Source organism: Mesorhizobium sp. STM 4661 (assembly GCF_000359125.1).
Taxonomy (GTDB): Bacteria; Pseudomonadota; Alphaproteobacteria; order Rhizobiales; family Rhizobiaceae; genus Mesorhizobium.
Genome location: NZ_CAAF010000020.1, coordinates 1 through 23648, shown reverse-complemented (window position 1 = coordinate 23648; position 23648 = coordinate 1). Strand labels below are relative to the sequence as shown.

Below are 23648 nucleotides of genomic sequence, written 5' to 3'. Positions count from 1 at the left end.
CATGTCTGAGTGGCTGACACGGGAAGAGGCGCTGGAAAGGCTCAAAGTGCGGGCGCAGACGCTCTATGCCTATGTCAGCCGCGGGCGCATCGGCGTCAGGCCGGATCGGCTGGACCCACGCCGCAGCCAGTATCGCGCCGACGATATCGCGGCGTTGGCGACCCGCCGGGCGCGCGGACGAAGCCCTCAGGCAATCGCCGAAAGCGCCATCGCCTGGGGCGAACCGGCGATATCGACTTCGATCTCGACCGTCGAGCATGGCCGCCTGATCTATCGGGGCGAGGACGCGGCAGTTCTTTCCGCCACGGCCACGCTGGAGGAAACGGCAAGGCTGCTCTGGGCTTCCGGCGCTGCCGTATCGCTCACTTCGCCGGGCTCGGATGACGGCATTGAAACCGGCCGGGCGGCGGCTTTTGCGAGACTGGCCGCGCTGGCCGCTGAAGGCAGGGCCTCGCTCGGACGCAATTCGGCTTCACTGCATGAAGATGGCGCCGGCGCCATAGGCGCCCTGGCCCTGGCGCTGGGTGCGATGCCAGGCAGCGGCGTCATGCACCAAAGGCTGGCGCAGGGCTGGTCCGTCGACGGCGCAGGCGCGGATTTGATCCGCCGGGCGCTGGTCTTGCTGGCCGATCACGAATTGAACGCGTCGACCTTCGCCGCCCGCGTCGCCGCTTCCACCGGCGCGCCTGTTGCCGCTTGCCTGCTTGCCGGCATTGCCGCCCTTTCCGGACCGCGCCATGGCGGCGCTGCCGAAGCGCTGATGGTGCTTGTCGACGATGCGACGCGGCTCGGGCCGGACGCGGCTATCGGGCGCTGGCTTGGCCACGACAGGCCGCTGCCCGGATTTGGCCATGCGCTCTATCCCGACGGCGACCCGCGCGCCCAGGCGCTGCTGTCCGGCATCGACATGGACAGCGGACTCGTGCGGCTACGCGATGCCGTTTTTGCGGAAACGGGAATGCGCCCCAACGTCGATTTCGCGCTCGCCGCGCTGACGCGCAGCCTGCATCTGCCCCCCGACGCACCGTTTCGCCTGTTCGCACTTGGCCGCAGCGTCGGCTGGACGGCGCATGCCGTGGAGCAGGTCGTGAGCAACAGCGTGATCAGGCCACGCGCCCGCTACGAGGGGCCGCTTTGGCCGGAATGAGTCTTTCGAGGTTAGCGGAAACGTCTCTAACGTCGTCATCCTGGGGCGAAGCAAGGAGCCAAGCGACGCAGCGCAGACCCCAGGATCCATGCCGTGACGTCAAGGCGTTGCGGCGGCGCAGAATTCTGTCTCGCCGCGCTCGTTGACGACGGTCACGGCATGGATCCTCGGGTCAAGCCCGAGGATGACGAAGGATGGATCACGACATCGTGTCGAGCTTGCGCTGCATGGCGGCGATCTGATCCTTCAGCTCCTGAAGGTCGTCGGGCTTTTCCGGAGCATCCTTCCTGGCCGGTTCGGCCGGCGCCGCGGCAGGACCATTCGAGCCAGCGGGCGGGAATGGCGTGAACAGGCGCATGGCGTTCTGGAACATCTCCATGTTGCGGCGCGTCTGCTCTTCCAGCGCCTTGATCGGCGTGGCGATCTTCATCATGTCCAGCGGTGACTTGCCGAGCGCGCCCTTCATCTGCTCGCGGAACCGTTCCTGTTCCTTTGCAAACGCGATCATCGACTGTTCGAGGAAACTCGGCACGATCATCTGCATCTGGTCGCCGTAGAAGGCGATCAGCTGCCGCAGGAACGGGATCGGCAGCATGTTCTGCCCATCCTTGTTCTCCAGTTCGAAGATGATCTGGGTCAGCACCGGATGCGTTATGTCGTCGCCGGTCTTGGCGTCCTGGACGGTGAACTCCTCGCCCTTCTTGACCATGTCGGCCAGATCCTCGAGCGTCACATAGGTGCTGGTGCCCGTATTGTAGAGGCGGCGGTTGGCATATTTCTTGATGATGATTGGTTCGTCTTTCGCGGCCATCTGCATCCCTCCCCGGACACCGGCGCCTTGAGTAAGCAGCCGATAACGATTGCGCCTTTTCAAGGATATGCGCAAAAGCGTCACAATTCCAAGCGGTTTGTGCAGTGCGGGATCAATTAATGCTGCATGGCGGGCTAAATATGCTGCGCAGCAACGACGGCACGCTTCCCATGAGCACAGGCAAGCTGCTTGCGGCGCGTGGCCGGCATGCCCATTTCCGGTTTGACTTGAGTTGTGGAACGGGCAAGAAAAGTCCCTAACGACACTCAAAAACACGATCCCCTGAAGTCTGGAGAAGAACATGTCCGCTTCCAACACCATCGTCGTCGCCAGCGCGGCGCGCACCCCGGTCGGCTCCTTCAACGGCGCTTTCGCCAACACGCCGGCCCATGAACTGGGCGCCATCGCTGTCAAGGAAGCGCTGGCCCGCGCCGGTGTCGACGGCAAGGAGGTCGACGAGGTGATCCTCGGCCAGATCCTGACCGCGGCGCAAGGCCAGAACCCGGCGCGTCAGGCGGCGATGGCGGCCGGCGTGCCGCAGGAGGCGACCGCCTGGGGCCTCAACCAGCTCTGCGGCTCGGGCCTGCGCGCCATCGCGCTCGGCATGCAGCAGATCGCTATGGGAGATGCGAAGATCATCGTCGCCGGCGGCCAGGAATCGATGTCGATGGCTCCGCACGCGCAGCATCTGCGTGGCGGCGTCAAGATGGGCGACTTCAAGTTGATCGACACCATGATCAAGGACGGCCTGACCGATGCCTTCTACGGCTACCACATGGGCAATACGGCCGAGAACGTCGCCCGCCAGTGGCAACTGACCCGTGACGACCAGGACAAGTTCGCCGTCGGTTCGCAAAACAAGGCAGAGGCCGCGCAAAAGGCCGGCAAGTTCAAGGACGAGATCGTCTCCGTCACCATCAAGGGCAAGAAGGGCGACACGATCGTCGACCAGGACGAATACATCCGCCACGGCGCGACCCTCGAAGCCATCACCAAGCTCAAGCCCGCCTTCGATAAGGAAGGCACGGTGACCGCCGCCAATGCCTCCGGCATCAACGACGGCGCCGCCGCCGCCGTGCTGATGACCGAAGCGGAAGCCGCAAAACGCGGCATCACGCCGCTGGTCCGCATCGTTTCCTGGGCCACTGCCGGCGTCGACCCGCAGATCATGGGCACCGGCCCCATTCCCGCGTCGCGCAAGGCGCTGGCCAAGGCCGGCTGGTCGGTCGGCGATCTCGATCTGGTCGAGGCCAACGAGGCCTTTGCCGCGCAGGCCTGCGCCGTCAACAAGGACATGGGCTGGGATCCCTCGATCGTCAACGTCAATGGCGGCGCCATCGCCATCGGCCACCCGGTCGGGGCATCCGGCGCCCGCGTCTTCAACACGCTGGTTTACGAAATGCGGCGACGCGGTGCAAAGAAGGGCCTTGCCACGCTGTGCATCGGCGGCGGCATGGGTGTCGCCATGTGCGTGGAAACACTCTAACGATATTGATATTGATGACCGGGGCGGCGCGAGCCGCCCGCACTTTCTTCAATGCATAAAAAGCCCGAAAAAGGGCGGTATCAAAAAAGGGGAAACGCGTGAGCAAGGTTGCAATCGTCACAGGCGGGTCGCGCGGCATTGGCGCGGCCATATCGATCGCGTTGAAGAATGCCGGCTATTCGGTTGCCGCGAATTACGCCGGCAATGACGAAGCGGCGCAGAAATTCAAGGCCGAGACCGGCATCCCCGTTTATAAATGGTCGGTCGCCGACTACGATGCCTGCGCCGCCGGCATCGGGCGGGTCGAGGCCGATCTCGGTCCGGTTTCCGTGCTGGTCAATAATGCCGGCATCACCCGCGACGCCATGTTCCACAAGATGACGCGCGAGCAGTGGAAGGAGGTCCTCGACACCAACCTGTCGGGTGTCTTCAACATGACGCATCCGCTGTGGGGCGGCATGCGCGACCGCAAATTCGGCCGCGTCATCACCATCTCCTCGATCAACGGCCAGAAGGGCCAGACCGGCCAGGTCAACTATTCGGCATCCAAGGCAGGCGACATCGGCTTCACCAAGGCGCTCGCCCAGGAAGGGGCGCGGGCCGGCATCACCGTCAATGTCATCTGCCCCGGCTACATCGCCACCGACATGGTCATGGCCGTGCCTGAAAAGGTGCGGGAATCGATCATCGCACAAATCCCCGCGGGCCGTCTCGGCGAGCCGGAAGAGATCGCGCGCTGCGTCGTCTTCCTCGCCTCCGAGGACGCCGGCTTCATCACCGGCTCGACCCTTACCGCCAACGGCGGCCAGTACATCACCTGAGCCTTCGACAGCGACCAAGCGGGAATGTCTTGTCCATTCGCCGCCATGCGCAACGCCCTGACCCAATCCGGCACGCAAAGGTTAAGGGCGGCTGCGCCGCGTGTGCAAAACCTCTTCCACAACCTGTGGATTCTCGGTGGAAAACCTGTTCACAACACAACATGTTGGGGTGAACAAAACAGGAATATCGAGCTATCTCTGATTCGTCGCCGTTTCGTTCCGGCTTTGACCGGGACGTTAACGACAAGGCCCGAAACCATCGCCGGAAAAGTTAAGGCGCATTAGGAAACATCAATAATTTCATAATCTTGGACAAGGTGACCGGTTCGCCAGGATCGTTCCCCGGCAAAGATTAACGACAGCGTTCTCCTAGCATGAATCGGGCCAATTCACCGATTCAGCATGTGGTGAGACTCATCGATGAAAAACCCAGATGTAGCCGTGAACAAAACCTGAATCCGCGTGAGTCAGTGATTCGTCGCCGATTCGTTCCAGACTCGTTCCAACTGTTAATTCGCGCAAAAGTGCGCAGCGGTTTTGCGATAACGACATGCGTAAAACGAGAACTTAAAGCGCGTCGCATGAATCCGCCCAAACGCGACGTGCTTAAAAGCGCGTGGCAGGCAGCTTCGGCCCGCCGGCGGAACATTCCGCTTTCGCTTCGCGCGCGAAATCCCTATGTGTGCCCTGTCACACGCGCCACCATTGGCGTGCTCCCCGGCAACGAGCGGCAGAAGCGTTATTTCCGAGCCGATGAACATCCAGCCGAAACACACTGAGCCGCTGATCCTGTCGGGCCGCGACGTGACCGCGGTGCTCGGTCCGACCAACACCGGCAAGACCCATCTCGCCATTGAACGCATGGTGGCGCATGACAGCGGGGTCATCGGCCTGCCGCTCAGGCTGCTTGCCCGCGAGGTCTACAGCCGTGTCTGCGAGAAGGTCGGCGCCCACAAGGTGGCGCTCATCACCGGCGAGGAAAAGATCCAGCCGGCCGGAGCGAAATACTCGGTCTGCACGGTGGAAGCCATGCCGCGCGAGACCGACGCCGCCTTCGTCGCCATCGACGAGGTCCAGCTTGCCGGCGATCTCGAACGCGGCCACATCTTTACCGACCGCATCCTGCATCTGCGCGGCCGCCAGGAGACGCTGCTGCTGGGTGCTGCCACAATGCACAGCATCCTCCAGCGCCTGTTGAAGGGCGTGTCTGTGGTGACCCGGCCACGGCTGTCGCATCTGGCCTATGCCGGCTCGAAGAAACTGACCCGCTTACCCAGGCGCACGGCGATCGTCGCCTTCTCCGCCGACGAAGTCTACGCCATCGCCGAACTGATCCGCCGCCAGCAGGGCGGGGCCGCCGTCGTGCTTGGCGCGCTCAGCCCCCGCACCCGCAACGCGCAGGTGGCGCTGTTCCAGGCGGGTGATGTCGACTACCTCGTCGCCACCGATGCCATTGGCATGGGGCTCAACCTCGATCTCGACCATGTCGCCTTCGCCCAGAACCGTAAATTCGACGGCTACCAGTACCGCAATCTGACGGCGGCCGAGCTCGGCCAGATTGCCGGCCGCGCCGGCCGGCACCTGCGCGACGGCACCTTCGGTGTCACCGGCCAGGTCGATCCGCTGGACGAGGAACTGGTCAAGAAGATCGAAGGCCATGATTTCGACCCGGTGAAAGTGCTGCAGTGGCGCACCGCGCATTTCGATTTCGCCAGCCTCGATGCGCTGAAGCGCTCGATCGAGACCAACGCGCCGGTCGAAGGCCTGACGCGCGCATTGCCGGCGGTGGACGCGCAGGCGCTGGAGCATCTTTCCCGCGACGAGGAAATAAGGGCGCTCGCCACCGATCCCGGGCGCGTGGCGCTGCTGTGGGAAGCCTGCGCGCTTCCCGACTACAGGAAGATCGCCCCGGCCCAGCATGCGGACTTGATCGCCTCGATCTACATGGACCTTGCCAGGCATGGTCATGTCGATGAAAATTACATGGCCGAGCAGGTGCGCCGTGCCGACACGACAGAGGGCGACATCGACACGCTGTCGCACCGGATTGCCCAGATCCGCACCTGGACTTTCGTTTCCAACCGGCCCGGCTGGCTGGCCGATCAGGCACACTGGCAGGAAAAGACGCGCGAAATCGAAGACAGATTGTCGGATGCGCTGCATGAGCGGTTGACGAAACGCTTCGTAGACCGCAGGACTTCCGTCCTCATGCGGCGCCTTAGAGAAAATACCATGCCTGAAGCCGAAATCAGCCCAACCGGAACCGTCCTCGTCGAAGGCCATCATGTCGGCGAGTTGCAGGGGTTTCGCTTCACCGCCGACCAGAGCGCCGGCGGCGAGGACGCCAAGGCGGTGCGCACGGCGGCGCAGAAGGCGCTTGCAGCCGAATTCGAGGCGCGGGCCGAACGCTTCGGCGCCTGCGCCAACGGCGATATCGCGCTCGGCTCCGACGGCACGCTGCGCTGGATCGGTGCGCCGGTTGGCACGCTGGTCGCGGGTGACGAGCCGCTGAAGCCGCGCCTTGTTTTGCTGGCCGACGAGCAGCTCACCGGTCCGGCCCGCGACAAGGTTGCGGCGCGTGCGGAGCGCTTCGTCAATTTCCAGGTCGAGTCCTTGCTGAAGCCCTTGGTCGACCTCAAGAACGCCGAGCAGATCACCGGTATCGGCCGCGGCATCGCCTTCCAGCTCGTCGAGCATTTTGGCCTTATCAATCGCCGCGACATCGCCGAGGAGATGAAGTCGCTGGACCAGGAAGGTCGTGCGGCGCTGCGCCGGCTCGGCGTGCGCTTCGGCGCCTACCATGTCTTCGTGCCGGCCCTGATCAAGCCGGCGCCGGCCGGACTGGTGACGCTGTTGTGGGCGCTGAAGAACGACGGCAAGGACAAGCCGGGCTTCGGCGACGTGGTTCATGCGCTGGCCTCGGGCCGCACCTCGGTGGTCATCGACCCCACTTTCGACAAGACCTTCTACAAGCTCGCCGGCTATCGCAATCTCGGCCGGCGCGCGGTGCGCGTCGACATCCTTGAGCGGCTGGCCGACCTGATCAGGCCGGCGACCAACTGGAAGCCGGGCCTGGGACAGCGCCCCGACGGCGCCTATGACGGTCAGTCCTTCATGGTGACGCCGCCGATGATGTCGATCCTTGGCGCCACCGCCGATGACATGGAAGAGATTCTGAAAGGCCTCGGCTACCGCGCCGAGCCGAAGCCGGCGATCGAGGTGAAGGCGCGGCTCGAAGCCCAGGACAACGCCGCGCGTGAAGCCGTCGCGGCCAGGCTGGCGGCGGAAGAGGCGGCGAAAGCCGAGCAGGTCAGGGCTGCGGAAGCGGCGACCGCCGACGCAGCCATCGAGACTCCGGCCGAGAGTTCGGAACCAGCGTCGGATGCGGCCATCATTGCGGAGACCGCGGCCGAAATTCCGGCGGAAGCCACCGCCGAAGCGGCAGCGGAGTCTGTCGCGGAGGACCAGCCGGAGGCTCAGGCCCCGGAAGCTCAGGCCGAAGTCACGGTAGAAAACCTGCCCGTGGCCGAAACTGCCACCGAAATGCCTGCGGAGCCTGCGCCGGCGGCAGAGGCCGCAGTCCTCTCCGAACCGGCGCCGGCAGAAGCCGCAACGACAGAGCCCGTCGCCGAGGCTTCGCCTGCAAGCGAGGAAGCAACGGCAGAGGCCGCGGCGCCGGAGATCGCCGCCGGCGAGCCCGCACCGGAAGCCCCCGCTCCGGAAGCCGAAGAACCAAAACCCATCCTGTTATGGCGGCAGGGTCGCTTCGACCAGCGCCCACGCCACCGCCACCATGACAACCGCCCCCGTGATAATCATCGGGACAACCGGTCGCGCAACGGCCAGGCCGCGCAGGATGGCCGCGTCGATGCACCGGCAGATGCCGGCCAGCCGGCTGACGCTCCGGCCGGCCGGCCGGCTCATCAGGGACGCCGCGACCAGCGCGACGGCGCCGGCAAGCCACGCTTCGACCGCTCGAAGTTCAAGCCCAAGCCGCAGGGTGAGGGCGCGGAACGCCGCGATGGCAAGCCGCAAGGCGCGCGTCCCGATCGCCGCGACAACAGGCCCGACTGGAAGGGCGGCAGGCAGGACGGCAAGGGCGGCCCGCAGGGTGGAAAGCCCGCCTTCCAGCCGAAGCCGCGTGAGGAACGCCCGGTGCGCTTCGATCCGGACTCGCCCTTCGCCAAGCTCGCCGCATTGCGCGACCAGCTGAAGAAATAGCTCAGCCCGGTCCGATGGTTGCTGAAGGCCGCCAGCGCATCGACAAATGGCTGTTCTTTTCGCGCGCGGTGAAATCGCGTTCACTGGCGGCCAAGCTGGTGGTGGCCGGGCGCGTCCGCATCAATCGCGACAAAGCAGCGCAGGCCTCCGATATGGTCCGGCCCGGCGACGTTCTCACCATCACGCTCGAGCGGCGCATCTTCATCTGGAAGGTGCTTGGCACGGGGACCCGGCGCGGCCCTGCCGAGGAAGCGCGCACGCTCTATGAGGACATCTCGCCGCCGCCCGCGCCGAAAAGCGAAGCCATTCCCGACGCGATTCCCGCGCTACGCGAGGCCGGCAGCGGCCGCCCGACCAAGAAGCAACGCAGGGAAACAGACCGCCTGCTGGGCGAGGACTAGGCAATCGCCAACCTCCACCAGGGCAACAGTCTGGAATTCCATTCCGGAAACGCCGATATCGGTGGGGATGGCCGCCCTTGCCAGCGGCAGGCAAAGGCGTTACCTCACCAAAAAAGCTACCGCATCGGCCCGAAAATCGGTATCGATTTTCGGAAGCACGACGCGTAGATTCAAAGTGTTAGAGCGTACTTTGTGCGTCCAATTGGACGCACGTCGCTCTAACAAAAATGGGACGTCCCGGAGCCCGACCGATGACCTATGTCGTGACCGACAATTGCATTAAATGCAAATACATGGACTGTATCGAGGTCTGTCCGGTCGACTGTTTCTACGAAGGCGAGAACATGCTCGTCATCCATCCCGACGAATGCATCGACTGCGGTGTCTGCGAACCGGAATGCCCAGCGGACGCGATCAAGCCGGACACCGAGCCGGGCCTCGACAAATGGCTGCGGATCAATACCGAATACGCCGAAAAATGGCCCAACATCACGGCCAAGAAAGAGCCTCCGGCAGACGCCAAGACCTTCGATGGCGAGGCCGGAAAGTTCGAGAAATATTTCTCCGCCGAGCCTGGTGAAGGTGACTAGCTTTGCGTGCCCAGAAGGGCGCGCGGCACCGTAATGGCAATGCCGATTTGACCGGCATGACGCTGCGTAACAGCCATGATACATTAACCGCCCTGACAGGCAGCGGTTGCCTTCGGCCTTCGCGTGTGCAGCAAAACCTTGATTCTTCCGACTTTTTGTGCTACACGAGCGAAACATGCCGGTGACACAACGTCGATTTATGGCGCCAACGCCCCAAATCACTGAAAGGTGAATTTCTCAATCCGGACCAGAGCAATCTGGGGCAGGCAGTCGCAATTATGCGGTTTGCCGGTCTCCGCTTTTCCGGATGGGTTCATCTGTTGTGCGGCTAACGGTCGGTAGCCCGACCGCACGAGTTCAGCCGGCGCCGCCATGCCGGCACCACAACAAGGAGTTCAGGGCGTAATGGCAACGATCACCCCGCAGAAGAAGTCCACCGCAGCACGTCACGGTTTCAAGACCGGCGAGTACATTGTCTATCCGGCGCATGGCGTCGGCCAGATAGTCTCGATCGACGAGCAGGAAGTTGCGGGCCACAAGCTTGAGCTGTTCGTCATCGATTTCCAGAAAGACAAGATGCGCCTGAAGGTCCCGGTCGCCAAGGCGACTTCCATCGGCATGCGCAAGCTGTCGGAAGAGGATTATGTCGAGCGCGCGCTGAAGGTCGTGCAGGGCCGCGCCCGCGTCAAGCGCACCATGTGGTCGCGCCGCGCCCAGGAATATGATGCCAAGATCAATTCCGGCGACCTGATCTCGATCTCGGAAGTGGTGCGCGACCTCTACCGCGCCGACAACCAGCCGGAGCAGTCCTATTCCGAACGCCAGCTCTACGAGGCGGCGCTCGACCGCATGGCGCGCGAGATTGCCGCCGTCAACCGCATGTCGGAAACCGAAGCGGTGCGCCTCATCGAGGTCAACCTCAACAAGGGCCCCAAGCGCGGCGCCAAGGCCGACAACGAGGAAGCCGAGCAGGAAGAAGCAGCCTGAGCTTTTTCGCTTTTGAATTCTGAAGAACCCGGCCTAGCGCCGGGTTTTTTGTTGAGATTACCCTCCCCCTTGTGGGGAGGGTCGCTGCGAAGCAGCGGGGTGGGGTGCGGCGCCAGCCTACGGAGAAATCGCACCCGAACTTTCTCCCCCACCTTCCTTCTCCGCCTCTTGCTTCAAAGTCGCAATGAACCGCCTGGTGCGCTGCTGCTGCGGATTGCTGAACAGCACGGCGGCCGGACCTTTTTCGACGATGACCCCGGCGTCGAGAAAAACCGCCTCCTGCGCGATCTTGGAGGCAAGCCTGAGATCATGCGTCGCCATCACCATGGTCGTGCCCTCGCTGGCGAGCTGGCCGAGCACGTCGACCACCTCCTGCGCCAGTTCGGGATCGAGCGCCGAGGTCGGCTCGTCGCAGAGCAGCACTTTCGGCGACGGCGCCAGCGCCCGGGCAATCGCCACGCGCTGCTGCTGGCCGCCCGACAGCGTTGCCGGCCAGGCATCGGCCTTGTGCGCCATCCCGACCTTTTCGAGCAGCGCAAGCGCCCGCTCGCGCGCCCTCTCCGTCGGCCATTTGAGCACGGTGACCAGTCCCTCCATGACATTCTCGAGCGCGGTGCGATGTGGAAACAGCTGGAAATTCTGGAACACCATGCCGGTCTGCAACCGCAGGCGCTGGATATCCCTTGTGGAGACCTTGATCCCCGGGCGGAATTCCAGCGTCTCGTCGCCGATGCGCACCGTACCGGAGGTCGGGATCTCCAGCAGGTTGATGCAGCGCAAAAGCGTGCTTTTGCCGCCACCCGAGGGGCCTACAAGGGCGGTGACGCTGCCTTCCTCGATGGTGACGGTCACCCCCTTCAGCACGAGATTGTCGCCAAAGCGCTTCTCGATATCGGTGAGGCCGATCATGACCGCGCCTCCAGGAAACCGCCATAGCGGTTGAGGCGCACCTCCAGCCGCGTCTGCAACGCCGACAGCACGGAACTCAAAACGAGGTAGAGGATCGCCGCCTCGACATAGAGGATCAGCGGTTCATAAGTGGTGGCGACGATGCGTTGCGCGGCCTGGAACATTTCCGGCACGGTAATGGCGGCGGCCAGCGAGGTGTCCTTGACCAGCGAGATGAAGGTGTTGGACAGCGGCGGCACCGCGACGCGGCCGGCTTGCGGGAGAATCGTGCGCCGCATCGCCTGGCTCCAGGTCATGCCGATCGAATAGGCCGCCTCCCACTGCCCCTTCGGCACCGAGCCGATGACGGCGCGGATGATTTCCGACGTGTAGGCGCCGATATTGAGCGTGAAGCCGATCAGCGCCGCTGGAAAGGCGTCGAGCAGGATGCCGACCGACGGCAGGCCGTAGAAGATCAGGAAGAGCTGCACCAGAAGCGGCGTGCCGCGGGAAATCCAGACATAGAAGCGGACCACGGCGACCAGGGGTTTCGGGCCGAACAAACGGACCAGCGCCACGACCAGCCCGACGAACAGGCCGAAGGCAAACGACAGCAGCGTCAGCGGCACGGTGAAGATCAGCGCCGCCCACAACAGCGTCGGCAACGAGTCCAGCATCAATTGCAGCCAGTGCGGCACGAGAGGCCCCTCCTAGTGCATGTCGCGCAAAAGTGCGCAGCGGTTTTGCGATAACGACATGCATCAAAACAAGAACTTAAAGCGCGTCGCATGAATCCGTTCAATGCGACGCGCTTTAGCGAGATCGCCCTGCATATCATGCGAAAAGCGGCGAGCCGTCAAAGACGGCTCGCCGCGCAACAGTCCGGGCCGACTGGCGACCGGCCCGCTCGGTGAATGCGTTTACTTCGAAACGTCCTGGCCGAAATAGATGTCGGCGATCTTCTGATAAGTGCCGTCGGCCTTGATGTCGGCCAGCGCCTTGTTGATGGCAGCGACCAGTTCCGGATCACCCTTGCGTACGATGACGCCGGAATAGTCGGCGTTTTCCTCTTGCGCGGCGATCTTCACATTGGCGTCGGGTTTTTGCTTCTTGAAGTCGAGGAAGGACAGGCTGTCATTGATGGTGGCGTCGGCGCGGCCGGTAAGCAGCAGCTGTATCGACTGGTCGAAGCCGTCTGTGCCGACCAGCTCGGCGCCGTTGGTTTCGGCGAGCTTGCCGAAATTCGAGGTCAGCGACTGCGCCGACTTCTTGCCCTTGAGGTCGGCGAAGGTCTTGATATCGGTATTGTCGCCGCGCACGATCAGCACGGCCTTGGAGGCGATGTAGGGATCGGAAAAATCATACTTGGCCTTGCGCGCCTCGGTGATGCCGACTTGATTGATGACGGCATCGTAGCGACTGGCGTCAAGGCCGGCGATCAGCCCGTCCCATTTGCCTTCGAGGAATTCGGACTTGACGCCGAGCTTGTCCGCGATTGCCTTGGCGATCTCGACGTCGAAGCCCACCAGCGCCCCTGAAGCGTCATGATAGGTGAAGGGCGCGTAGGTGCCTTCCGTGCCGACCTTGAAGATTCCGGCCTGCTTGATCTGATCAAGATTGGCGCCGGCATGGCCTGATGTGACGGCCAGAACCTGCAGCGTTCCGGCGATGATGAGCGATGTAAGCCATTTCATTTTTCTGTGATCCCGTCCTTGGCCGGCATCCGGCGCTTTGTGGAGGGCTGGAAAATGGCAGATGCAGGCAAGCAAAATAAGGAATTGGATTTCAAAGATAGCTCTTTTTAGAAATCCCATTCTCAAAAGCCACAGCGACTGGCGCGCGAGCATCTTTGCAAATTGCCACTATGCCCTTCCCTCAACGCAACCTGCATGGCGCCACGTCGGAACATTCCCCGGCATGGCGAGTTTGTCTGTTGTAGGGCGTAACTTCGACATTTCAACCGCGCCCGGCAAGATCGCGGCCGCCAGTCCGTCCGCAAGCCGAACAGGAGCCGGCATGATCGAAGACACGGCAGGACGAACCATGGTCCGGGCGGCGATGCGGGCCCCATATCTCGAGCGCGAGGAAGAACACCTTCTTGCCTTGCGCTGGAAGCGAGACAACGACCAGCACGCGCTGCACTGCATCACCATGGCGCATATGCGACTGGTCATTTCCATGGCTTCGAAATTCCGCCACTACGGCCTGCCGCTCGGCGACCTGATCCAGGAAGGCCATGTCGGCCTGCTCGAAGCCGCGGCCCGTTTCGAGCCTGAGCGCGAGGTGCGCTTTTCGACCTATGCGACATGGTGGATCCGCGCTTCGATGCAGGATTATATCCTGCGCAACTGGTCGATCGTGCGGGGCGGCACCAGCTCGGCGCAAAAGGCGCTGTTCTTCAATTTGCGGCGCTTGCGCGCTCGCCTCGCGAACGGCGCCGAGCCGCTCTCGAATGCCTCGCTCTACCGCGAGGTCTCGGTGGCGCTCGGCGTCTCCGAGGCCGACGTGGCGATGATGGATTCCCGCCTTTCGGCGCCGGACTCTTCGCTCAACGCACCACTCGCCGACGACGCCGGGGCAACAGAGCGGATGGACTTCCTGATCTCGGACGATCCGTTGCCGGATGAGGTGGCTGGCGACACGATCGATGTTGAACGCCGTTCTGTTTGGCTAAAGACGGCGCTCGGTGCGCTCAATGCCCGCGAGCTCAGGATCATCGAGGAGCGTCGGCTGAGCGACGAGGGTGCGACGCTCGAAGCGCTCGGCGAGGCGCTCGGCATATCCAAGGAGCGCGTCCGGCAGATCGAGGCACGCGCCATGGAAAAGCTCAGGATAGCGCTGGTGGAGCAAAACCCCGAGTTTCTGGCGACAGCCGCCTGATCGCTATTTGTCCGTAACGATCTTGACCTTGTCGCCGGCCGAAACGGCGGCGCCTGGCGACAGCGCATTGATCACCCGGAACAGATCGAGCTTGCGGTCGACGCCGACCATCTGCGCTGCGAGCGAACCCATGTTCTGGCCTGGCTGGACCGTGACGACGCGGATATGCAGCGGCTTCAGCGCCGCCTTCTCGGCCGCGCTCAGGATGCGGAAGGAGCCGCTGACCGAGCGCGCCACGGCGTCCAGCGAGGTGCTGGCGGAAGGGGCGGCCGTCAACAGCCGGTAGACCTGGCCGCCGGCGCGGATCACCGCGATGTCGAACTGCCAGCCCTCGGCGCCGGCATGGGCGGTCGCCGCCTCATTGCCGTTGATCGTCTCCTGGCGCACGCTGCCGTCGTCGAGACCGGCCACCCAGCCGCTGCGGATATAGTCGGTCAGCGGGCGGGTCTTGTCGATCGAGACGCCGTCGAAGCGGATCGCCATGTCGCCCGGCCCGGTCGCCGTCACCGCCGCCGCCGAATTGTCGATGATGAAGCCGTCCGGCACCGAGAACGACACGCCGAGCCCCGGGTGCAGGAAGGTTTCGCCGCGCACATAGCCCTCTTCCGGCGTGTCGCCATAGAGCAGACCGTCTATGCCGGCGAGGAAGGAATCGCGGTCGCGCGAGCCGACGCCGGGCGCGCCGAACTGGCGGGCATGGCGCTGCGCCAGATCGATGCGCTGCGGCGTGTTGGGATGCGTGGCGAGGAAGTCGAGGCTGGCATCGGTGGCGCCGCTGATCGAGCGGAAATCAGTGTAGGCCGACATCGACTGCAGGAAGCGGCCGGCGGCATAGGGGTCGAAGCCCGCCTCGCCGATCGACTTGATGCCGATGGCGTCGGCCTCGAGCTCCTGGTTGCGCGAGAATTGCGCCAGCCTGAGCTTGCCGCGGATCAGCGCCGCCTTGGCGGTCGGGCTGTCGCCGAGCACGTCGGAGACGACCTTGGTCGCCAACCCTTCCTCAGCCTCCAATTGCTGGCGCTGCAGGCCGTGGTTCGCGGTGACGTGGCCCATTTCATGCGCGATGACCGCGGCAAGTTCGGCCGAATCATTGGCCAGCGCCAGCAGGCCGCGCGTGATGTAGAGATAGCCGCCCGGCAATGCGAAGGCGTTGACATTGGGTGAATTGAGGATGGTGATCCGGTAGGTCTGGGTCGGGTTGGCCGACACCACGGTCAGGCGGCCGACGACCTTGGCGACCATGCGCTCCAGCCTGGGGTCGGAATATTCGCCGCCATAGGTGGCAAGGATGCGCGGATGCTGCGCCTTCGCCATTTCGGCGAGCTTGCTGTTGGCGGCGACATTGTCGACCGTGATCGGCCTGTCGGAAGGCTGGAAGCCGGATTCCTGGACGTCGGGAGGCGTGAACATCTGGCAGCTTGCCAGCGCCACGGCAAAGCCGGCCAGCGCGAGAAAGCGCGCCAGCGAATTCATCCTCAGTCTGTCGGCGCCGATTGGCAGAACAGCTTCCTTTCGGGTCCCAACGCATGACTTCGAAAATCGATGCCGATTTTCGAGAAGACCATGCGTAAAAATCAAACTGCTACCGCACACTTTGCGCCTCGAACAGGACGCGTGGCGCCGTAGTCGCAAATCACGGCCTGCGCCGGACCGGTATGGGCCGACCTAGCCACACTACTCAGACCATGGCAAGCAAACGCCGCATCGCCTGAAGCTGGTTTGGCCATAAATTATGTCCGCTTCCGGGCAACATCTCGTGATCCGTCGCCAAACGGACCTGCACCGAGATATCGCCGGAAGGCTTCCGGTCCAGAGCGGCCAAAGAAATCTTCGGCGACACCCGTCGCGGCAACCGTGCCATTGTCCAGGAACACCATGTTCTGGCCGATGCGGCGCGCATCTTCCGGCTGGTGCGTGACGAACAGCACAGTCATGCCTCGCTCCGCATGAACGCCGGCTAGCAGATCGAGCATGTCGTCGCGCAAGGCCGGCCCAAGCGAGGCGAACGGTTCGTCGAGCAGAAGCACCGGTCGGTCGCGCACCAGGACACGGGCGAGCGCCACGCGCTGCCGCTCGCCGCCGGACAATTCGCGCGGCAGGCGTTGCTCCTTGCCGGCGAGGCCGACGCGCTTGAGCGCCTCGGCGACCGCGGCATGGTCGGCTTTGGTCAGCCTGAGCGAGGGCGAGCGGCCGAGCCCGACATTGCGTTTGACGGCAAGATGGGCAAAGAGATTGTTTTCCTGGAACACCATCGACACCGGCCGCGCCGAAGGCGGCTCGGTACCGACATCGGCGCCGCCGATCAGCACGCGGCCCGATCGCGGCGTCTCGAAGCCGGCCACCAGATTGAGCAGCGTCGATTTTCCCGAGCCGCTCGGCCCCATGATGGCGGTGATCTTCGACGCAGCGAACTCGACATCGAACAGAAACGGCGTTTCGCCATAGCTGAACGAGACTTGTTCCAGCCGCACCGCCGCGCCTTTTTCGATCCCGGTGCTCTTGTTGGTGAACGTCATGATTTCTCCCCTCGCCCCAACCAGTCCGCGACAAGGACCAGCGCGAGACAGACGAAACCGAGCAGCAACGCCAGCCCGGCGGCATCAGCCGTGCGATAGCTGCCCATGCGCGCCAGCAAGAGATAAGGCAATGTCTGCACCGAATCGCTGCCGAACAGCGCAATGACGCCGAGATCGCCGAGCGACAGTGCCATGGCAAAGGCGAAGGCCGTGGCGAGCGGCCGCCTGAGCGACGGCCAGTCGACCAGCTGGAGCCGGTTCCAGCCGGAAATGCCGAGTTGTGCGCAGAGCCGTTCATGGCGTTCGCTCGCCGCATCATAGGCGGGGCGGACGGCTCTGACGGCAAAGGGCATTGCCATCACCGCGTTGACGGCGACGACCATGACCGGAGCGATGGCAAGGACGTCGGTGACCGTGCGCAGGAGCAGGAACCAGCCGGCGCCAATGACGATGGGCGGCACGACGAGGACAAAACCGGCGCCGGTATCGGTGGCATGTTCGAGCAGCGTCCTGGCGCCAATGCCGCGATTCAAGGCCAGTGCCCGCCGCGCCATGATGAGCGACAGCGACAGCACCACCGAAAGCAGCGCCGACAGCAAGGCGAGCACGGCGCTGGTTAGCGTCGCCTGCCGCACCGCGCTCTCACCGGCCAGCCGGCCGAGATCGGCGCCCAGGCCTGCAAACACCGTGGCCGCCATCGGCCCGGCGACGAACAGCAGCGCGGCAACGATCACCAGGGCGTTCAGCACTGTCTCGGCGGTGCCTGCCGAAAGATGCCGGCGTGGCGCCACCGGCAAGTTGGCGTCGCCGACGGTGTTGGCGCCGAGCCGCGTCAATGCCAGCGCCACCACAAACGTCAGGGCAATCTGCAGCAGCGTCAGCGTCACCGCGCGAGCCGGATCGAAATCGAAGCGCAGCGCCTGGTAGATGGCGACCTCCAGCGTCGTCGCAGCCGGGCCGCCGCCCAGTGTGAGCACAATGGTGAAAGAGGTGATGCAGAGCATGAAGACAAGTCCGGCGACGCCGGGAAGCGCTGCCCGCAGCACCGGCCATTCGATCAGCCGGAAGGCCGGCGCCGCACCCATGCCGAGTTGGCTCGCCAGGCGCCACTGGTCGGCCGGCACTGTTCCCAGCGCTTCAAGGAAAAGCCGCACGCTGAGCGGCAGATTGAAGAAGATATGGGCGACGAGGATGCCGGACAGGCCATAGATGCCGGGCCAGCTCTGGCCGCCGATCTGGCTGAGAATGCCGGAGAAATAGCCGGCGCGGCCGTAGAGGGCCAGAATGCCGAGCGCCGCGACGATGGCCGGCAGCGCCAGCGGCACGGCAAAAAGCTGCAGGATGAAGCCGCGGCCGAAAAAGCGCGGATGCCGCGAAAGGGCGCGAGCGACGAAAAGCGCCGGCACGACGGAAAGCAGCGTCGACAGAACCGCCTGCCACAGCGTGAAGCGAACAACGCGCAGGAGATAAGGATCGAAGGCCGATGCCGCGCCGGACAGGTCGCGCGCCCCCTCCACGCCAAGACCGGCGAACGCCCCGCCGATCAACAACGCTATCGCCGCCAGCGCGATGACGCCGGCGGTGACGCGGGAGTCAGAGCGGGTTGCGGGCTGCACTCTGCACCACCTGTCTCAAGACCAGCGATTGACTGGAGCTTAGCGAACGTCGCGTTCCTTCGCGCCCCCCTCTGTCCTGCCGGACATCTCCCCCACGAGGGGGGAGATTGGCAATTTCAGCGCTCCGCTCATTCCAGCAACGTTGGAGATTGGCAAAAGCCGGCGTGACGGCCGATCTCCCCCCTCGTGGGGGAGATGTCCGGCAGGACAGAGGGGGGCGCCGTAGAGCGACCATCTTGATCAGCTCACCACGATTACTTGCTCATCACCGCCAGCCATTCGTCGACCCAGGCCTTGCGATTGGCCGCGACCTCGTCGGGGCTGAACAGCAAGGTCTTGGTCGGCTTGACCAGTTTATCGAAGGCCGGGTTGAGCGGCTTGTCGGTCTTGCCGGCCGGGAACATCCAGTTGGTCTCGGGGATGACGTCCTGGAATTTCGGCCCGGTCATGAAGGTCAGGAATTTTTGCGCCAGCGGGTTCTTGGCGCCGGTCGTGGTGATGCCGGCGACCTCGATCTGCAGATACTCGCCCTCCTCGAAGGAGGCCGCCTGGTAACGTTCGGTGTTTTCGGCAATCATATGGTAAGCCGGCGAAGTGGTGTAGGACAGCACCATCGGCGCCTCGCCCTTGGTGAACAGTCCATAGGCCTCGCTCCAGCCTGGCGTCACTGTAAGAACCTTGGCCCTGAGCTTCGCCCAGGCTTCCGGCGCCTTGTCGCCATAGACCGATTTCACCCACAGAAGCAGGCCGAGGCCTGGCGTCGAGGTGCGCGGATCCTGGATGACGATCTTGTCGGCGGCATCGCCCTCGACCAGCTCCTTGAGGCTCTTTGGTGGGCTCTTCAGCTTTTCGGTGTCGTAGACGACAGCGAAATAGCCATAGTCGAACGGCACGAAAATATCGTCGCTCCAGCCGCCCGGCACGTTGACGTCCGGCACGGTGCCATGCGGCGAAAACAGGCCGGTGGCCTTGGCTTCCGCCGTCAGATTGGTGTCGAGGCCGAGCACGATATCGGCCTTGGTCGCAGCCCCTTCCAGCCTGACGCGGTTGAGCAGCGCCACACCGTCGGCGACCGAGACGAAATCGAGGATACAGCCGCATTCGGCCTCGAATTCCTTCTTTACCACGGGGCCTGGACCCCAGTCTGCGGTGAAGCTCTCATAGGTAAAGACGGTGAGTTTGTCCTGCGCGGATGCCGGCACGGAGCCAGCGAGCACAATTGCCGAGATAAGGGAGTATAAAAGCGTGCGCATCGGCGCCTCCTTCGTTCGCGTTGAAAGGAATTGAGGCGTCGGGCTGTCCGAAACGTCTAATCCCTCCGCCGGTACAAACCGGATCAGGTTCAGCGGGTTGGCAGGCTTGCCTCTCAGCCGGTCCGCGAAGATCGCGTCCGGCACCCCGTTAGAGCGTTTCGACACATAGGCCCGGCCGAAGTGCCGCGCAAGCGGAAGTTTGCCGGCACTCAAGGCAGGGCCTTGCGTTTCGCCTTCCGTTTCGTCTTCCGTTTCTGGGGCAGGGCTGGTAAGGGCCACGCGATATGAGCACATTCACCATCTTGCTTGGCGGCGATCTCATCCGCACGCCGCTGCTCGACCGCCAGGTCGAAGGCTCCCGCGTCATCGCCGCCGACGCCGGCATCGGCCATGCCCGGATGCTGGGCCTGACGCCGGAACTCTGGGTCGGCGATTTCGATTCCGTGCCGGCCGATTTGCCGGACGATCTGGCTTCCGTGCCGCGAAAAGTATTTCCGGCCGAAAAGGACATGACCGACGGCGAACTCGCCATCGCCGCCGCCCTCGAGCGCGGCGCGACCAGCCTCGTGCTTGCCGGCGCCTTCGGCGGCAAGCGCGCCGACCACGCGTTCCTGCACCTGGCGCTCGGCGTCCGGCTGGCTGAGGAAGGGATAAAGGTGCTGTTGACCAGCGGCGCCCAGGAAGGCGTCCCCTTGCTGCCGGGCAAGGCCGGCTTCAACTATGCCGACGGCACGCTGTTTTCGATCCTCGGCTTCTCCGATCTTTCCGGCCTGACCGTGACCGGCGCCAAATGGCCGCTGAACCATGTCGCGGTCGCATTTGGCTCGTCGCTCACCATATCCAACGAGGTCAAGGGCCGGCTCGAGATCGCGCTGGACCATGGCCTTGCGCTGCTGCTCGCCCATCCCTACCCGCTTCCCGAAAGTTGATTTATGGCGCCGCCGCTTCTCAATCTCGACGGGATAAAGCTGACCTTTGGCGGCACGCCGCTGCTCGACGGCGCGGAATTGACGGCATCGGCGGGCGACAAAATCGCTTTGGTCGGTCGCAACGGCTCCGGCAAGTCGACGCTGCTGAAGATCGCCGCCGGGCTGATCGAGCCGCAGGACGGCGAGGTGTTCCGCCAGCCTTCGGCCACGGTGCGCTATCTGCCGCAAATGCCCGACATGGATGGTTTCGCCAATGTCCGCGCCTATGTCGAGGCAGGGCTCGGGCCAGCCGACGATCCCTACCGCGCCACCTATCTGATGGAGCATCTCGGCCTCTCCGGTGAGGAGCGGTCGAACGACCTTTCCGGCGGCGAAGCGCGGCGCGCGGCGCTAGCCCGCGTCATGGCGCCGGAGCCCGACATTCTTCTCCTCGATGAGCCGACCAACCATCTGGACCTCTCGGTCATCGAATGGCTGGAGGAGGAGCTTAGCCGTACCTCCTCGGCGCTGGTCGTCATCTCGCACGATCGCCGCTTCCTCGAGCGCGTGTCACGCGCCACCGTCTGGCTCGACCGCGGCCAGACGCGCAGGCTCGACAAGGGCTTTGCCCATTTCGAGGAATGGCGCGACCAGGTTCTGGAGGAGGAAGAGCGCGAGCAGCACAAGCTCGGCCGCCAGATCGTGCGCGAGGAGCACTGGCTGCGCTACGGCGTAACGGCGCGGCGCAAGCGCAACATGCGCCGGCTCGGCGAATTGCAGACCATGCGCCAGCGCTTTCGCGGCCATCGCGGCGCCGAGGGCTCGGCGACCATGGTGGCCAGCGACGCGGCAGAATCCGGCAAGCTGGTCATCGAGGCGAAAAACATCGAGAAGAGCTTTGGCGATCTCACGGTGGTCAAGGGGTTCTCGACCCGCATCCAGCGCGGCGACCGCATCGGGCTGGTCGGGCCGAACGGCGCCGGCAAGACGACGCTCTTGAAGATGTTGACCGGCGAATTGAAGCCGGACGCCGGCACGGTGCGGCTCGGCACCAATCTGGAGATCGCCACGCTCGACCAGAAGCGCGAGGCGGTCGACCCGCAAGAGACGCTGGCGCAATATCTGACCGACGGGCGCGGCGAGAACCTCGTCATCAATGGCGAGCAGCGCCACGTCATCTCCTACATGAAGGATTTCCTGTTCAAGCCGGAACAGGCGCGCACGCCGGTACGCGAACTTTCCGGCGGCGAGCGGGCGCGCCTCCTGCTCGCCCGCGTGCTGGCCCGGCCGGCAAACCTCCTGGTGCTCGACGAGCCGACCAACGATCTCGACATGGAGACGCTGGAGCTGCTGCAGGAACTGGTCGCCGGTTTTGCCGGAACGGTGATCCTGGTCAGCCACGACCGCGATTTCCTCGACCGCACCGTGACCAGCGTGATCGCTCCCGACGGCGACGGCCGATGGATCGAGTATGCCGGCGGTTATTCGGACATGCTGGCGCAACGCGGCGGCACCAGGCTCGACGACCGCAAGGCGCGGACAAAGCCTGAAAACGGCGACGCGGCAGCGACAGGCAAGGCTGAGGCGGCACAGCCCAAGGGGCCGGCTAAGAAACTGTCGTTCAAGCAGAAATTCGCGCTGGAATCCCTGCCCAGGAAGATCGAGGCGGTGACGGCCTCGATCTCGCGGCTGGAAAACAACATCGCCGACCCCGCCTATTACGAGCGCGATCCGGCCTCGTTCCAGAAGACCATCGCCGCGCTCGACAAGGAGCGCGCCACGCTGGCCGCGCTGGAAGAGGAATGGCTGGAGCTGGAGATGCTGCGCGAGGAGATAGAGGGGTAGACGCTTCGCCGTTGCTCCAACACGAAAATGCGCATACATTATGCGCATGCTGCGGAGGTCATCATGCGCAAGATAGCTGCGAATGCGGTTCGCCAGCCGGCGAACCTGTCGATCGACTCGAAGCTCATGAAGGAAGCCAAGGGGCTCGACGTGAATGTCTCGCGTGCGGCGGAAGCCGGCATTGCGGAAGCGGTTTCTGCTGAGAAAACGCGGCTGTGGAAACTTGAAAACCGCGCCACGATGGAAGCGTGGAACGAATACGTCGAAAAACACGGTGTTCCGCTGAAAGAACATCGGCAATTCTGATGGCGCGCTATGATGTCTTCGCGAGCAGCGTCGAAGGCAGCTATCTACTCGACGTGCAATCCGACATGCTTGACCATTTCAAGACGCGGGTGGTCGTTCCACTTCTGCCGGTCGCGGCGGCGCCATCACCAATGCGAAAGCTCCATCCCATTTTCGAGATCAATGGGCGGAAATTGATCATGGCCACCCATTTGATCGCCACGGTTGCGGCGACTGAACTGGGCGAAAGCCGACTGAATCTGACGAGGCATCACGACGACATCGTGGCCGCGCTCGACATGCTGTTCCAAGGCTTCTAAACCGTTGGAGAGCTTGGGCAGGCGGACCGGCCTCAGCCCGCCGTCTTGGCTTGCCAGGCCTTCAGCGCCTCGTCGAACACCTTCTCGCCGGGAATGCCCTTTTCCATGGTGAGCAGCGCCCGCCGGCCCGTCTTGTAGACGACCGGCACGTCGATCCAGTCCTGGCCTCTGAGTAAGGTCAGATTGGCGTCTTCGTCCGCCTTGGTGTCGTTGAGCGCGACCAGGAAGAAGCCGTCGGCGATCTTGGCCGGGATGCCGATCAGCGGGCTGCCGGCATCCTGTTCCGAACTCTTCATGGCGACGCGCAGGATGTTGTCGACCCCGCCGCCATCGAAGCCCTCGGGTGTCAGGAAGATCATCTCGATGATGTGGCTCGCCGGCAGCGTCTGGTCGGTGTTGCGGCGGATGGTCATGCGCAACTGAACGTTCTTGCCGGGAATGGTCGCCTCGGCGCGGATCGCCGGTTCGGGCGGCAGATTGCCTCCAGGCGATTCCTGCACCAGCGACCAGACGATGCTGCCGGGCTCGGCCGAGCCCTGGGCGGTGCTGGTGCGCTCCTCGTAGAAGATCGCCTTCTGGCCGACCGGCACTGCCGTTTCCGCCGGTGCCGCTGTCGGCGCGGCCGGTGCGGCACCTGGGGCCGGAGCTGCCGGTGCTGCTGCGGCATCGGCCG

The 23648-nt window shown here is 64.0% G+C and carries 20 protein-coding genes, 1 pseudogene and 1 riboswitch; of the genes and pseudogenes, 12 read left to right on the top strand and 9 right to left on the bottom strand.

Annotated features, from left to right (window positions below; genetic code table 11):
- The first annotated feature begins 1 nt into the window (after nt 1).
- Nucleotides 2-1147, top strand: a complete 1146-nt coding sequence (locus tag MESS4_RS06195; RefSeq protein WP_006327809.1) for a citrate synthase — start codon at nt 2-4, stop codon at nt 1145-1147.
- Between the two features lie 199 nt (nt 1148-1346).
- Here the strand turns inward: MESS4_RS06195 and phaR are convergent, their stop codons facing one another.
- Complete coding sequence (phaR, locus tag MESS4_RS06190; protein ID WP_006327808.1) at nt 1347-1958, bottom strand: polyhydroxyalkanoate synthesis repressor PhaR; 612 nt, start codon at nt 1956-1958, stop codon at nt 1347-1349.
- Between the two features lie 301 nt (nt 1959-2259).
- On the opposite strand from phaR, the gene MESS4_RS06185 reads away from it, so the two are divergent.
- The 6 genes from MESS4_RS06185 (at nt 2260) to MESS4_RS06160 (ending at nt 10464) form a co-directional block, all read left to right on the top strand.
- Nucleotides 2260-3444 (top strand): acetyl-CoA C-acetyltransferase, encoded by a 1185-nt coding sequence (locus MESS4_RS06185; RefSeq protein ID WP_006327807.1) that lies wholly within the window; start codon nt 2260-2262, stop codon nt 3442-3444.
- Nucleotides 3445-3542: 98 nt separating this feature from the next.
- Complete coding sequence (gene phbB / locus MESS4_RS06180) at nt 3543-4265, top strand: acetoacetyl-CoA reductase (protein WP_006327806.1); 723 nt, start codon at nt 3543-3545, stop codon at nt 4263-4265.
- Between the two features lie 753 nt (nt 4266-5018).
- Nucleotides 5019-8486 (top strand): helicase-related protein, encoded by a 3468-nt coding sequence (locus tag MESS4_RS06175; RefSeq protein WP_006327804.1) that lies wholly within the window; start codon nt 5019-5021, stop codon nt 8484-8486.
- A 14-nt stretch (nt 8487-8500) separates the two neighbouring features.
- Nucleotides 8501-8887, top strand: a complete 387-nt coding sequence (locus MESS4_RS06170; protein WP_006327802.1) for an RNA-binding S4 domain-containing protein — start codon at nt 8501-8503, stop codon at nt 8885-8887.
- 251 nt (nt 8888-9138) lie between these two features.
- Nucleotides 9139-9477, top strand: coding sequence for a ferredoxin FdxA (fdxA, locus tag MESS4_RS06165; RefSeq protein WP_006327800.1), 339 nt, complete (start codon nt 9139-9141; stop codon nt 9475-9477).
- A gap of 405 nt (nt 9478-9882) precedes the next feature.
- The gene (locus tag MESS4_RS06160) at nt 9883-10464 is read left to right on the top strand and encodes a CarD family transcriptional regulator (RefSeq protein WP_006327799.1); all 582 of its coding nucleotides are present in this window, start codon (nt 9883-9885) and stop codon (nt 10462-10464) included.
- 117 nt (nt 10465-10581) lie between these two features.
- Here MESS4_RS06160 and MESS4_RS06155 read toward each other — a convergent pair whose 3' ends face one another.
- The 3 genes from MESS4_RS06155 to MESS4_RS06145 form a co-directional block, all read right to left on the bottom strand.
- Entirely contained in the window at nt 10582-11373 is a 792-nt protein-coding gene (locus tag MESS4_RS06155) for an amino acid ABC transporter ATP-binding protein (RefSeq protein WP_006327796.1), read from the bottom strand.
- Entirely contained in the window at nt 11370-12050 is a 681-nt protein-coding gene (locus MESS4_RS06150) for an ABC transporter permease subunit (protein WP_006327795.1), read from the bottom strand. The genes MESS4_RS06155 and MESS4_RS06150 overlap by 4 nt, the downstream gene beginning before the upstream one ends.
- A gap of 222 nt (nt 12051-12272) precedes the next feature.
- A complete protein-coding gene (locus tag MESS4_RS06145; protein ID WP_006327794.1) occupies nt 12273-13046 on the bottom strand; it encodes an amino acid ABC transporter substrate-binding protein in 774 nt (257 codons plus the stop codon).
- Between the two features lie 322 nt (nt 13047-13368).
- Here MESS4_RS06145 and MESS4_RS06140 point away from each other — a divergent pair, with 322 nt between their 5' ends.
- Nucleotides 13369-14232, top strand: coding sequence for an RNA polymerase factor sigma-32 (locus MESS4_RS06140; protein WP_006327791.1), 864 nt, complete (start codon nt 13369-13371; stop codon nt 14230-14232).
- Between the two features lie 3 nt (nt 14233-14235).
- Here MESS4_RS06140 and MESS4_RS06135 read toward each other — a convergent pair whose 3' ends face one another.
- The 4 genes from MESS4_RS06135 to thiB all read right to left on the bottom strand — a co-directional run bounded on the left by MESS4_RS06135 (nt 14236) and on the right by thiB (nt 19617).
- Nucleotides 14236-15705, bottom strand: coding sequence for a M48 family metalloprotease (locus MESS4_RS06135; RefSeq protein WP_006327790.1), 1470 nt, complete (start codon nt 15703-15705; stop codon nt 14236-14238).
- A gap of 257 nt (nt 15706-15962) precedes the next feature.
- A complete protein-coding gene (gene thiQ, locus MESS4_RS06130; protein ID WP_006327789.1) occupies nt 15963-16748 on the bottom strand; it encodes a thiamine ABC transporter ATP-binding protein in 786 nt (261 codons plus the stop codon).
- On the bottom strand, nt 16745-18364 hold the full coding sequence (thiP, locus tag MESS4_RS06125) for a thiamine/thiamine pyrophosphate ABC transporter permease (protein ID WP_006327788.1): 1620 nt from the start codon (nt 18362-18364) through the stop codon (nt 16745-16747). Before thiP ends, thiQ begins: the two co-directional genes overlap by 4 nt.
- Nucleotides 18365-18618: 254 nt before the next feature.
- Nucleotides 18619-19617: a thiamine ABC transporter substrate binding subunit gene (gene thiB, locus MESS4_RS06120; RefSeq protein ID WP_006327787.1), complete on the bottom strand. Its 999-nt coding sequence runs from the start codon at nt 19615-19617 to the stop codon at nt 18619-18621.
- A 43-nt stretch (nt 19618-19660) separates the two neighbouring features.
- Nucleotides 19661-19775: riboswitch (TPP riboswitch) on the bottom strand.
- A 126-nt stretch (nt 19776-19901) separates the two neighbouring features.
- On the opposite strand from thiB, the gene MESS4_RS06115 reads away from it, so the two are divergent.
- The 4 genes from MESS4_RS06115 (at nt 19902) to MESS4_RS06100 (ending at nt 22975) form a co-directional block, all read left to right on the top strand.
- A complete protein-coding gene (locus tag MESS4_RS06115) occupies nt 19902-20546 on the top strand; it encodes a thiamine diphosphokinase (RefSeq protein WP_006327777.1) in 645 nt (214 codons plus the stop codon).
- A gap of 3 nt (nt 20547-20549) precedes the next feature.
- Complete coding sequence (locus MESS4_RS06110) at nt 20550-22370, top strand: ABC-F family ATP-binding cassette domain-containing protein (protein ID WP_006327772.1); 1821 nt, start codon at nt 20550-20552, stop codon at nt 22368-22370.
- A 63-nt stretch (nt 22371-22433) separates the two neighbouring features.
- A complete protein-coding gene (locus tag MESS4_RS06105) occupies nt 22434-22676 on the top strand; it encodes a type II toxin-antitoxin system CcdA family antitoxin (RefSeq protein ID WP_036240797.1) in 243 nt (80 codons plus the stop codon).
- Entirely contained in the window at nt 22676-22975 is a 300-nt protein-coding gene (locus MESS4_RS06100) for a CcdB family protein (protein ID WP_006327770.1), read from the top strand. The genes MESS4_RS06105 and MESS4_RS06100 overlap by 1 nt, the downstream gene beginning before the upstream one ends.
- A gap of 32 nt (nt 22976-23007) precedes the next feature.
- Here the strand turns inward: MESS4_RS06100 and MESS4_RS06095 are convergent.
- Nucleotides 23008-23648, bottom strand: a pseudogene (locus MESS4_RS06095) (hypothetical protein); the annotation flags it as partial.

What these genes read in the sequence shown, in the direction of transcription:
- MESS4_RS06140 (WP_006327791.1), top strand. Translation starts at nt 13,369, where the DNA reads ATGATCGAAGACACGGCAGGACGAACCATGGTCCGGGCGGCGATGCGG.
- MESS4_RS06185 (WP_006327807.1), top strand. Translation starts at nt 2,260, where the DNA reads ATGTCCGCTTCCAACACCATCGTCGTCGCCAGCGCGGCGCGCACCCCG.
- MESS4_RS06105 (WP_036240797.1), top strand. Translation starts at nt 22,434, where the DNA reads ATGCGCAAGATAGCTGCGAATGCGGTTCGCCAGCCGGCGAACCTGTCG.
- MESS4_RS06135 (WP_006327790.1), bottom strand. Translation starts at nt 15,705, where the DNA reads ATGAATTCGCTGGCGCGCTTTCTCGCGCTGGCCGGCTTTGCCGTGGCG.
- thiB (WP_006327787.1), bottom strand. Translation starts at nt 19,617, where the DNA reads ATGCGCACGCTTTTATACTCCCTTATCTCGGCAATTGTGCTCGCTGGC.
- fdxA (WP_006327800.1), top strand. Translation starts at nt 9,139, where the DNA reads ATGACCTATGTCGTGACCGACAATTGCATTAAATGCAAATACATGGAC.
- MESS4_RS06170 (WP_006327802.1), top strand. Translation starts at nt 8,501, where the DNA reads ATGGTTGCTGAAGGCCGCCAGCGCATCGACAAATGGCTGTTCTTTTCG.
- MESS4_RS06155 (WP_006327796.1), bottom strand. Translation starts at nt 11,373, where the DNA reads ATGATCGGCCTCACCGATATCGAGAAGCGCTTTGGCGACAATCTCGTG.
- thiQ (WP_006327789.1), bottom strand. Translation starts at nt 16,748, where the DNA reads ATGACGTTCACCAACAAGAGCACCGGGATCGAAAAAGGCGCGGCGGTG.
- MESS4_RS06175 (WP_006327804.1), top strand. Translation starts at nt 5,019, where the DNA reads ATGAACATCCAGCCGAAACACACTGAGCCGCTGATCCTGTCGGGCCGC.
- MESS4_RS06115 (WP_006327777.1), top strand. Translation starts at nt 19,902, where the DNA reads ATGAGCACATTCACCATCTTGCTTGGCGGCGATCTCATCCGCACGCCG.
- MESS4_RS06195 (WP_006327809.1), top strand. Translation starts at nt 2, where the DNA reads ATGTCTGAGTGGCTGACACGGGAAGAGGCGCTGGAAAGGCTCAAAGTG.
- MESS4_RS06110 (WP_006327772.1), top strand. Translation starts at nt 20,550, where the DNA reads ATGGCGCCGCCGCTTCTCAATCTCGACGGGATAAAGCTGACCTTTGGC.
- MESS4_RS06160 (WP_006327799.1), top strand. Translation starts at nt 9,883, where the DNA reads ATGGCAACGATCACCCCGCAGAAGAAGTCCACCGCAGCACGTCACGGT.
- MESS4_RS06145 (WP_006327794.1), bottom strand. Translation starts at nt 13,046, where the DNA reads ATGAAATGGCTTACATCGCTCATCATCGCCGGAACGCTGCAGGTTCTG.
- phaR (WP_006327808.1), bottom strand. Translation starts at nt 1,958, where the DNA reads ATGGCCGCGAAAGACGAACCAATCATCATCAAGAAATATGCCAACCGC.
- MESS4_RS06100 (WP_006327770.1), top strand. Translation starts at nt 22,676, where the DNA reads ATGGCGCGCTATGATGTCTTCGCGAGCAGCGTCGAAGGCAGCTATCTA.